Origin of the sequence: Streptomyces abyssomicinicus, assembly GCF_008974245.1 — a bacterium.
Lineage (GTDB): Bacteria > Actinomycetota > Actinomycetes > Streptomycetales > Streptomycetaceae > Streptomyces > Streptomyces abyssomicinicus.
On sequence record NZ_BBZI01000022.1, the window covers coordinates 1 to 10,769 of the forward strand.

General features: G+C 67.5%; 9 protein-coding genes and 1 pseudogene. 2 read left to right on the plus strand and 8 right to left on the minus strand.

Translation table 11 applies throughout. The features are described 5' to 3' along the window. The 4 genes from GBN72_RS34920 to GBN72_RS33860 all read right to left on the minus strand — a co-directional run. The coding region (locus GBN72_RS34920; RefSeq protein WP_218042115.1) for a hypothetical protein at nucleotides 1–297 on the minus strand (297 nt) is incomplete at its 3' end. 16 nt (nucleotides 298–313) lie between these two features. After that, entirely contained in the window at nucleotides 314–1,849 is a 1,536-nt protein-coding gene (locus tag GBN72_RS33850) for an ISKra4 family transposase (protein ID WP_151775821.1), read from the minus strand. Between the two features lie 67 nt (nucleotides 1,850–1,916). Then, nucleotides 1,917–2,456, minus strand: a complete 540-nt coding sequence (locus GBN72_RS33855) for a hypothetical protein (RefSeq protein ID WP_151775822.1) — start codon at nucleotides 2,454–2,456, stop codon at nucleotides 1,917–1,919. Nucleotides 2,457–2,528: 72 nt separating this feature from the next. Continuing rightward, nucleotides 2,529–3,017, minus strand: coding sequence for a hypothetical protein (locus tag GBN72_RS33860; protein ID WP_151775823.1), 489 nt, complete (start codon nucleotides 3,015–3,017; stop codon nucleotides 2,529–2,531). A 354-nt stretch (nucleotides 3,018–3,371) separates the two neighbouring features. Here GBN72_RS33860 and GBN72_RS35785 point away from each other — a divergent pair. Further along, a pseudogene (locus tag GBN72_RS35785) lies at nucleotides 3,372–3,803 on the plus strand (AbiJ-related protein); the annotation flags it as partial. Nucleotides 3,804–4,441: 638 nt separating this feature from the next. On the opposite strand, the gene GBN72_RS33870 reads toward GBN72_RS35785, so the two are convergent. Then, nucleotides 4,442–5,191 carry a transposase family protein gene (locus GBN72_RS33870; RefSeq protein ID WP_151775824.1) on the minus strand — a complete coding sequence of 250 codons (750 nt, stop codon included), beginning with the start codon at nucleotides 5,189–5,191 and terminating at the stop codon, nucleotides 4,442–4,444. A 388-nt stretch (nucleotides 5,192–5,579) separates the two neighbouring features. Beyond that, nucleotides 5,580–6,338, minus strand: coding sequence for an NUDIX hydrolase (locus GBN72_RS33875; protein ID WP_151775825.1), 759 nt, complete (start codon nucleotides 6,336–6,338; stop codon nucleotides 5,580–5,582). A gap of 414 nt (nucleotides 6,339–6,752) precedes the next feature. Between GBN72_RS33875 and GBN72_RS33880 the strand changes: the two genes are divergently transcribed. Next, the gene (locus tag GBN72_RS33880) at nucleotides 6,753–7,448 is read left to right on the plus strand and encodes a hypothetical protein (protein ID WP_151775826.1); all 696 of its coding nucleotides are present in this window, start codon (nucleotides 6,753–6,755) and stop codon (nucleotides 7,446–7,448) included. An 82-nt stretch (nucleotides 7,449–7,530) separates the two neighbouring features. On the opposite strand, the gene GBN72_RS33885 is transcribed toward GBN72_RS33880, so the two are convergent. Both GBN72_RS33885 and GBN72_RS33890 read right to left on the minus strand, forming a co-directional pair. Next, complete coding sequence (locus tag GBN72_RS33885) at nucleotides 7,531–8,274, minus strand: TIGR02391 family protein (RefSeq protein ID WP_151775827.1); 744 nt, start codon at nucleotides 8,272–8,274, stop codon at nucleotides 7,531–7,533. A 371-nt stretch (nucleotides 8,275–8,645) separates the two neighbouring features. Beyond that, nucleotides 8,646–10,769 (minus strand): helicase associated domain-containing protein (locus GBN72_RS33890; RefSeq protein ID WP_151775828.1); only part of this gene is annotated, 2,124 nt, incomplete at its 5' end.

A 10,769-nucleotide genomic window follows, 5' to 3' on the forward strand; every position in this document is an offset into this window, starting at 1 on the left:
CTTGTCCCGGCCGCTTGCGAAGCCAGTGTGTCCGCACGCGGGGCACGCGGCGGGTATGGACAGCGACCACGGGGCGGCAGTCGGCAGTGTGGAAAGGCTGCTAACGAGCTCGGAGACCTCGGCTTTGGACAGGCTCCGAGTGTTCTCGGTGAAGCGCTCGCGGGCCTGCCGGAGTTTGGCCTGGTACCGGATCTCCATCTCGCTCGTGGCCTGGGCCACCAGCGCGGTGCAGGCTTCGACGTGCGAGCCCCAGAAGCCATCGGGTTCTGCCGACAAGGCTTTGGGTGTGGCTCTCATGGAGTGAGATCGTTGGTCAGGCCAGGAGCGCGTATGCGTGCTGGTCGTCCTTGGGGTAGAGGCGTTCGCGTTCCTTTTGGGCATGGAAGGTCCAGTACGAGTCGAAGTCGCCGTTGCTGATGAGTGCGCGGAGGGTGAGGACGGCCTCGGCGCCCGGGACGCCCCACCTGCTGCCGGTGATGTCGAGGCGGTCGGCCACCAGATGACGTGCTGCTCCCTCCACGATCCCGCTCGCGATCGGCCAGCCGGCCGCGAGAGCATGCTCGTAGTCGATGAAGTCGGCGTTGTTGGCCAGGTAGCGGCAGGCGGTGTCCGCCGCGGCGCGGTCGTCGTGGGACAGATGCAGCCGGTCGGCCTGGGTGCGGATGTCGGCGGCTGCGCCGGCGGCGTCGCCGGCCAGGATCCGGGCGGCCTTGTGGCCGACCCATGTCTCGGCCTCGGGGTCGGTGGCGGTGTGAAAACACCGCGCGGCCGCCCACAACTTCTCGATGACATGGACGATGTCGAGGACGATGTGGACGGTGACCTTGCGCCGGGCGGCTTCGGCCTGGATCAAATCCAGCTGGTGGGTGGCGCCGTCGACCAGGACCACCCAGCATCGGCGGTGCTGCGGATCACGGGCCTCGGCCTGGTCGAACGCGGCGGCGATCACCTTCTGCGGGGCGTCGCGGACGGATGCGGTGAGCCATTTCGCGTGGGCCTTGGGCCCGGGGCGCCTCACACGTGCTCCGGTGCGGCCGCCGGGTGGGGCGATGATGTCGTGCACCCGGCGTTTCGCCGGGGCGGCGTCATGGACGACGGCCAGCGTCGCCATCCTCTTGCGGCAGTTCTTCTCCCCGGCCGAGAGCCGGGTGCGGAAGGTGCGCTTCGCGCGCTCGGCCGCCTTGCGGGTCGCTTCGCGCAGGTGACCGGGGAGCATGACGATTCCCTTCCCGTCGACGCTGATCACCAGCAGCGTCTCCTTCGTGGCCGGGACGGGGGTGTGGGCGGCGTAGAAGGCGGCGATGTCCACCGCGGCGGCCTGCACCAGCTGTTCGGCCTGCCGCTTGCCGAGCCCCGGCCCACCGCAGCGGCGCGCGATGGCCTCCAGCGTGGTGTCGTAGGAACCGCGCACGGCCTCGAGTACGGCGAGTTTGCGCAGGCCCAGGCTGTGCCGCTCACGTGGCAGGGCAAGTTGGGCATCGGCCGGGTGGACGTTGGCCAGTTGCGGCCCGCGCAGCGCGCACCGCGTGACGGTCACCGGACCGAGCACGGTGTTCAGCCGGCGTCGGTGCCCCTTCTCCAGGCGGGTGCGGCCCTGGGCGAGCGCGGCCCGGGCGGCGCGGTTCAGGGCCGACAACTGGGCTTCTTCCCGGCGGGCGCGCAGGTCGAGGTGGCCCTGCAGGACCAGGCGGGCCACCTCCCTGGCGCCGGCCTCGGCCTGCTCTTCCACCCGGTCGTGGGACAGGTGCAGGGCTTGGTGACCGGAGAGGGAGGTGATGAGAGAAGTGAGGCAAGAAACTGCTCGGTCAAAGGGGTCAGCCGTCGTCGCGGCCGCATACCGTGCGGACATCGGGCTCTCGTTTCCGCCGTGTCGGGCAGGTTGGCACCTTCGACGCTAGGGACGAGAGCCCGGCCCTTCACCGGCGCGAGGGAGAACTTGGGGCGGACGGTTCTGCTCCCGGCGCACGAGGAGGGGTCCCGGGAGCGCTCCGCACGGCGAACAGCCCCGGTTCCGCCTCGGTCAGCCAGCCCCGCTCCACCATCCGTTTCAGCTTCGACCGAAACCCCTCCACCTTGGACTTGTCTGTCGGCAGACCCAGCACCGAGCAGAGCTGATGGGCCCGAAGCGGATGCACCGCGTCACCCAGAACCTCGACGATGTCCTGGTACACGCGAGGCAACACCGTCACCTCCAACTCCGGCGACCAGTCGGGGATCAGCCGCACACCGACCGGCGACCCGGCCGGCCCGCCGGACTCCGGCCCAGTGGCAGGACCATCGTCGTCGCCGTCGTCCAGGAGCTCGGACATGGTCTCCCGCGTGATCTCCAACCGGGACAGAGTCGTCTCCTGTTCGGCCAGACAGCCGGACAACTCCTCGATTCGGTCCCGCAGTTCAGCGATCTGTTCCCGCGCGGCAGCCTCCCGCCGCTCGAGCTTCTCCAGCCACGACGCCATCCCCGCCTCCAAGACCACGGTCTCGGAAACGACGATCCGCCATCCCGCCACGGACAGCAACGGCGCACAGCCTCACACCCTCACTCCACGGGAGCCGCACCCCAAGGCTTTCAGCAGGGCATCGATGTACTCGATACCCGCGGCCAGGAGGGCGCGGCACTCGGCGACGGGCTGGCCCCACCCCATGTGGGTGATCCCGTTGCGGGACTCCCGCAGCTCCTTTAGCTTGGCAGGCGCCCGGTACCCGGGGCGGAGAAGCTTTTCTGCCCTGTCGATGGCCCCCTCGCCGCCGATGGTCTTCAGCCCGGCACGGCCCTTCTTCGCCTTGTCTTCGTTTCCGCTCAGGACCAGGAGGTCGTCCACGCTCGGCTGCTTCTCCGACGCGAGGAGCACCGGAGCGATGGACGCCAGGTACGCCTTCGACGCGTGCTCCACCGCGACCGCCATGTGGTGCACGGCGAAGTCCTGGTCGAGCGGCTCATCCAAGTACGCGTCGACGGCTGTGCGTGCCCACTTCCGGGCCGATATCAGCAGGTGCTCGTGGATCGTTTCATGCGACATGCAGATCACGGTAGAGGCGCGGTGTGCGAGCGCACTGGGAAGTTAGCTGCCGAGGCAAGGCGAACGAGCAGGCTGGAACCGCGGTCGTGCATCGATCATCATCAGGGGATGGGGGAACAGATAGACATGGTGGGGTTGCGGAGACTGATCGACGGTGTGCTCCTCACGCTGTATCAGCGCTACACCGCTCAGGAGCTGCCGGCGCTGTGCGAGCGCCTCGGCCTTCCTGAGCCAATCGAGGGCAGCTCCAAGCACGAGCGTCTGGTGGCCAGCCTGAATGCCTGCCACGATGATCGCCTGCCGGATGTCGCCGAGGCGGTTCTTGAGCAGGAGGAGCTAGGCCAGGTCGAACGTATGGCGCTACAGGATGTGCTGTGGCTTGGCCGCCACCACGTGCAAATCCCGAGCCGGACCAGGCGCGAGCTGGCCAGAGACTTCGATCTGTCCGACCACCTCGGCTACCCGGACCGTTTCATGGGCCTGCTGGGCCGACTGTGGCACCTGGACGACGATCCGCTCGGTGGGTGGACCGCTCCGACCAAGAGCCTGCGCAGCCAGATTGAACGCCACGTGCTTCGGTTCGACGACTGGACGACGGAGCAATTCTTCGAGCAGCTCGGTGCCTTCGAAACACCACACCCCAGGTTCGGACACTTCATCGAGGGCCTGGCATCCCCCGCCGTCCTGCCCGACGAGCCGGCACAGCGCCGCTTCGTTGAGATGGCTAACCGGCACTTGAACCCCGTGGGCACCCAGCTGAGCCAGTACGGAGAGGTAGACGGCTACCCCCAGTTCCAGCTTATCGAGTACGGCCGCGGTACCGCACGACGACCACGCAACCTCATCTTCGCCACCCTGGGCAAGCCCGACATCCGCTTCACCAGCGCCCTCGACAACGACATCGAGGTAGCCGAGCGCGCCGACGAGGTGCTGGTCTACGACCGCCCCGTCGGCAAGGAGGGACTGCTCTGGCGAGACCTCCTTGCCTGGTGGCAGGAAACCCGGAATATCGCTGATCAAGAGCAGGCCGCGCGAGCCCTCTACAGCCGCATGGAGGCCTCACTCCCACCAAGGTCCCCAGGACAGAAGAACCTCTTCTGGCACTACCACCACGCCTACCGGGACCACTTGCACGACGTTCCCGCCCTCCTACCGGAGATATGGCTGCACTGGGACCCCAAGACCCTGCGCGCACGCGGCACGCACGCCATGCAGAACCTACGCATGGACTTCCTCATGCTGCTCTCCGGAAACCGGCGCGTGGTGCTGGAAGTCGACGGTATGCAGCACTACACCCGCAACGACGGAACCGAGCCCGACAGTGCGAAATACGCCGCCACCATGGCCGGTGACCGCGCCCTGAAGTTCCGCGGCTACGAGGTGTTCCGGTTCGGCCACGACGAACTTCGTGACCGTGAGCTCTTTCAGCGTTGCCTCTCCAGGGTGAGGACGGCGGCGGCGATGGCGGTCATGCGGTTGGGACTGCAGCGGGCTCGGCGGAAGATACGCCAGGACTTGAGTCGGGCGACGCTTCTTTCGACGGGTGCTCGTGCCGCGGACAGGGCCTGGTTGATTGTCCGCTGGGTCGGGTTGAGGTCCTGGTGCGGGAGCCGTCTGATCGGCGTGGTCACCCAGGGGCCGGCGCCGATGTAGGCGCGGTCGGCGAGGACGGGCACTCCTTGGCGTTCGCAGATCCGGATGATGCGGTGGGTGCGGGCCGCGGTCAGGTCGTGGGTGCGGCCGGGCAGGGCTGGCGAGATCCACAGCAGGTTGCCCGCGGGGTCGGCGATGACCTGCAGGTTCACGCCGTGGCGGCGGTGCTTCTGGGAGAAGTCGGCCCGGCTGTCGCCGACCCGGTCGCACTCGGCGAGCGTGCCGTCGAGCAGGACGTGCTCGGGATCGGCTTCCCGCAGGACTCGCAGCAGGCCGGGTGCTCGGCGGGCGAGGTGACCGACGACGGCGGTGACGTAGGCGTGGGCGGTGCCGACGGATATGCCGAAGCCGGCGGCGATCTGGGTGAGCGGGTCGTGCCGGCGGAGGTAGGTCAGGGCGACGAGAGCACGCTGGTGCGGTGGGAGCTTGCAGTGGCGGTCACCCTCACGGGTGACGATGAGCATGGTTACCCACTCGACCAAGGCGTGCGGCAGGTCGAGTGAGGCAGGATGGGGAACCAACGAGGCTCCTGCGCTGATGAGTTGAGACGTCGAACACCTCTCTCAACGGCACAGGAGCCTCGTGCGTTGCGGGCCGCCTGCCGGTCACCCGATCAGTGGCCACTCTGAAAGAGCTCCGTGACCGCGCGCAGCCCGTGCTTGCCAACTTCTTCGCTACGCTCCTTGACCGCCCAGCCGGCTCGTGAGTGCCGCAATCAGCCGGAGGCTGAGCTGGGCTTCACTGCTCTGGTCAAGGTGCCTTCGGTGACCAACCGCCGGGGTCGCGTCGCTGGGAGAGGTGCCCCCGCGGTGCGGCGCACGGTGCGCAGTGGTCCTCCGGCTCGTATCTGTTCCACCGGGCCGCTACCGTCGCCTTCAGCCATGCCCGACGCCGTGTGACGCCGCCGCTTCACTCGGCCATGAACTCCAAGCACTTCGCGGCGTGGAGGGCACTCAGTGGCACCTGCCGACGCTTCTCCCCCCAAACGTACGCATGGACGGCCACGTCGGCGTGACGCACCACAGAGGCCAGCTTGTCCAGCACGCCGACGACCCGCTCGACCCCGAGATGGACTCGGCCTCCGACACGGGCATAAGCGTCAGCCTCGGCGTCGGTAACCCGGAACTTCTCAAGGGCCTCCTCGGTGCGGAGCTCACCGTTCTGGTGGGTCAGAAGATGTCGCAGGTCCCTTGCCCACTCGACGTCGAGCGTCTCGACGGTGCTTCCGAGAACGCTGTGAGCGGTGACCAAGGTCTTCCAGCTTGGAGAGGCGAAGCCCTTTGGCCTCTTCAGACGAAGTTGATGAGTGCCCTGCCTGCCGTCAACGGTTACGCGCCATCCCTCGAGGACTTCTTGGGCTGCCTTCTCGAGATACACCTCGAACGCCGTCACACCGTTCTTCAACACCGAGGCCTCCACCATCCACTGGTGGGAAAAGGGCCAGAGACCACCCACGGCGTTGAGGAACATGCCGACGTGCTCGTCGCCATCATGGACTTCCGGGTCGAACACCTCGCTGAGTGCATCCTCAGCCTGCTTCCACTGACGCTCGAATGCCTCGGTCGACCACTTGCCCGTCAGCTTGAGGAACGCCTTGTTCTCCGCATCAGCCTTGCGCCAGTGATCAAATGCTCGACTCACTGACCCGTGGGCTTCGCTCCAGCTCATGGAGCGAGCGTAGGGGCAGGGTACTGACTGACATACCGGATTTCTGGCACCGATGCCGACGGCGCGCTCCTCAGCGCACGATCATCGGTATGTGCTCCCGTAGCTGAACGATGGTCGGCACCGTGCTCTCTGCCAGGCTGGCCTCTGCTGGCCTGATTGAATGCAGCCAGTTCACGCGGACCACGCGAGTGTGTACGACCATAGCGGCCTCCTTCCGCGCCGACCGCCGGCCAACGTATGGCCGTCAGTCCGGTGCTGCTGGCGCTGCCTCGAACTCATAGGCCGCTGGGGCGTAGCTGCTGGAGACAACGGCGCTCCCGCTCGCAGTAGCCGTAGGAGCGTCCCTCGTTGCGGGGAACATCAGCGCTGAGTAGAACGTTCCTTCGCCGAGGCGGGCGCGATGCAGAGGGTGGGATGACGTCGATACTTGGGCTGGTAGGGCCTGCGCAGAGCGAGTACTTGTACCACTTCACCGGTCGGACTGGTGATCGACCGGTGTGGGTCCCTGAAGAGATACGGGACTCAAGTCCGCAGCAACGTTTGGATGCCATCCTCAGAGAAGAGCGGTTCCGGGCGTTCGCGCCCTTCGGCGCTGAAAGACCGGGCTCGGGGGCCAGCGGAGTGCCGTGCGTGTGTTTCTCTGAGTGTCCATTGGAGCATCTTGATCACCTCATCCAGACCGGGCGCTTCACGCCGTGGGGCGTAGTCACAACACGGGAGAAGGTGCTCCGCAAGGGCGGCGGGGCAGTGGCATATGTGCCACCCGAGGTCCATGAGGGCTTCCTCAAGGCGAAACTGGGACATTGGGCGGTTCGTACCGAGAAGGGTTCCTCCTGGCTCCACGAACAGGAGTGGAGGCTGCCCATGCCCCAAGGGAGTGCTGCAATAGCTAGCGTGCAGGCGATCCTCGTCGAGGATGCTGCATGGCGGCCGTCGAAGGTGCCAACGGGCAGGTGGATCGATGGTTACACAGGCGTGGAGGAGCCTGGCCAGACCCCGCACGCGGTTGAGTTGGAGGACTACCCACGACTCTGGCGTGAGTCGGCGGTGTGGGTCTGGAACGCAGAGGCCAGAAATGTCAAAAAGTATGAACCAGGCGAACTCTGCTGAGCCGGCGTAAGCGACGTGGCGGGGTGGCTCCGCCGAAGGGTCTTCAGCACCCCATTGGGGAATGCATGGGAAAGAGAAATGGTCACTGGTTGGGCGACGGTGCCTGTTCGGTAGTGCATTCCTCGATCCATCGAGCGATGACACTCAGGGCTGCCAGGTGTTCCAGTGCGTCCTGGCGGGACCAGTCGACGGCCTCCTCGTGGGCTGCAACGTTCCGAATAGCAAGAAAGGCACCGGCAGCGAAGTATTTGGCTCCTTCTTGTCGTGCCCGCCACGTCGCCATGTTGCGGTCGCCCGGAAAACGCAGCCGGGGTTTCCCGGGCTGAGCTTCCTTGACGTCGAACGCCTGCATACAGAGATCGGTCTCACCGATGTCGTGGCGCTCGAGCTTCTGCTGGAGCCGACGGTTGAGGGTACGAGCTGCGGCGAGAACTGCGTCCTGGCGAGCCTCTGCGGCCCAAAGCGGGGCAGCTGGCTCCCATACCCATGGATGCAAGGAGTCAGCAGCGATGGCGGGCGAAGCCGGTCGGAGGAAGGCGGCTACCTCCTCAGCTGAGGAGGCCATACCAAGCGCCTGAGCGGCAGCGGTGCGAACCCGGTACCAATAAGTGGCCTCGTTCTCTCCGTCCTCGCGGTCGACATCGCCCAGCCCGGGGGAGTAGGCGTTGACGATCTGCCGGGCTACGGCTTCCTGAACGACAAGCTTTTCGGGCCAGTCTGGCCACTCCGCGCCGATGTCTTTCGAGGCAAGCTCTACTTCGTAGAGATAACCGCCGACAAGAGAGAGGAAGCTCGTCAACTTGTCCACAGCGAAAGCGTGATCCATCTCGACAGCGTAGCCAGCCTGGCAACCCGCCGACGTTCCTCGGTCTCCTTGACTGGCTCTCTGCCCGTGCGGGACGGTCGAGTGCGTAACTCTGTGCAACCGGCTCGCTTCGAGGAGGGCATGGCGACTGTTTCGGTACGGACCCGAACTCGGGCGGAGGGAACTGCCCGGTGGTGTGGGTGGACACCGACACCACCACTCGGGGCGCGGGAACTGGTTCTACAGGGCAGGTTCGCCGATGCTGAGACTAGGCGGGCGCGGCTGGTCTCAGCCGCTCGCCGAGTGCTGACCAGCCGCGCTGAGCCCCGCCAGAGGGCCCTCACGCGCGAAAGCTCGAGGTCGCAGCCCCGGGATCCTCGTATTCGGCGGCGTCACGCCCACTCCACCCCGAGTTCCCGTAGCGCGTCCACCTGCTCCTGGGTAAGCCGACCCCTCCTCGATTTCGTGTTCGAAATCCATACGCCCAGCTTCACCGCCACCGGGTCCTCCTGGCCGTCGACCGTGACCTCTTCGATGTGACCGCGGGGCACGGGCCGGTCGGCGCCTTCCCGTTCGACCCACTGCGTGAGGGCTGTCAGGCCGCGCTGGAACGCCTGCTGCGCCTTGTTCGGTCCCTTCGTCGTACGAGCGGCTGCAGCGGCGGGAGACAGCGCCTCAGCGGGCGTGACGCCCAGCGCGGTCAGCCGTTCCTGCTGCTCGCTCGACAGCTGCGCCCAGGTGCCCGCGTTCTTCTGCCGCTGAATCCATCGTCCGATGTCATCGCCCTCGAACAGCACGCCGGGCTGGATCTCGGGCAGGGCGCCGTCGGCGTCGACCAGGTCCGCGAGGACGCGGTAGTGCCGCTGCCAGTCCAGTGGCCACGGGCAGTTCCAGTCGGGGTCGATGGCGGCCAGCTGCGCCGCGCGCTGCGCGGCCAGGGCGGCATCCTTGCCGAGGCCGCCCTTCCGGCGCAGGTTCGCCATGTGCTGCCCGATGGGCACCATCGCCTCGCCTTCGCCCCACACGGCGTCCTGGCGCGGCGCGAGGTGCCCCATGGCACGCCGGTAGGACCGCAGCGCGGCGAGCTTGTTCTCCCACGCCTCCTCGCCCGGCTCCCACACCATCCCGGCCTCCGGGGCGTCCAGCAGCACCTTGCGGCGCTCCTCCAGCTCCCCGGCCCGCAGCGCCTTCCGCTGCTGATGCACCCATCGGCCAAGCGGAAACGACTTCGTCGCCCCGACCTCGACCTCGACGTCATACGGAACGGCGTGGACGCCGGTGATCTCGTTCTCCGCCCGCCAGCGGATCAGGGCCTGGTAGCCCTCCAGCCACACCAGGGACTCGGGCCGGTAGACACGGGTCCGCAGGAACGCCGCGATGGTCGTCGCGTCCCGGGGCGAGGAGAAGTGCAGCAGGGCCGACTCGGCAGCGGCGTCGGAGTTCTCGTCGTGCTCCTGGTCCTCGCCGTCGCTCTCGCCGCCGGCGCCGACGATCCGCCCGTCCTCGTCGCGCTGGACGTGGACCTTGCGCTTGCCGCTGGTGAGGGCGCGGGAGGCGAGCTGCTCGACCAGGCGCTCATCGTGGCTGCGCAGGCCCTGGAGCACGGCTACGAGCGGCTTGAAGCTGGCGGAGGCGACCATGTCTGTCGGGTCCTCGTTCGGCTCCAGGAACACCGGCACGATGATCCTGGCCACCTTGGTGGAGCCGTCGCGGTTGAGGCGGAGCGCCCGGCCGATGTTCTGGACGATCTCGACCTGGGAACCGCGGGTGTCGGCGAAGCAGATCGAGTCGACTCCCCGCTCGCCGGTGATGTCGACCCCTTCCCCGAGCACGCGAACGCTGGCGAGGAAGGCCCGGTGCACCCGGCGTCCGGTCGCGTCGATGCCGTTGGCGAACTGGCGCAAGACCTCGCGCCGCTCGGACACGAGGTGATCGCCGCACAGCCACGCCGACCACACCCGGTCCGGGGGTACGTGGCGGCCGGCCTCGAGCTCGTAGAACTCCGCGTCGATGGATGACTTCGGCAGCTTGTCCGCAGCCGCCAGGTCCTTGTCCGAGGCGTCGTTGACGTACAGCGCGGCCGCCGTCTTCGGCAGCTTCTCCGCGAACGCCGCGGCCTCCTCCACCTTCTGGTGGAACGTCATGACCGTACGGAGGTTGTGCGCGGCGGCGTGCTCCAGGAGCGCGGTCTGCAGGAGCGCCAGGCGCCGGCCGCGCCGCGCTTCCTCCGACTCTCCGAGGACGGGGGAGGGGTCGCGGATCTCCAGGACGTCGATCTCGAACCCTGCGAGGATCTCCCGCTCGGTCGCCTCCGACAGCCCGAGCTCCGCGATCCACGCGCCGTACGTGCCGTTCGGGTCGTCGGCCATGGTCGCGAGCTCCACCTCTTGGCCGTCCGCGCCCTTCTGCGGGCGGGCCGCGGCGAGGATGCGCGGGGTCGCGGTCAGGTACAGCCGGAAGTCCGCCGGGATCCGGGCGTTGTCGTGGATCGCCGCCCACGGCCGACCAAGATCACC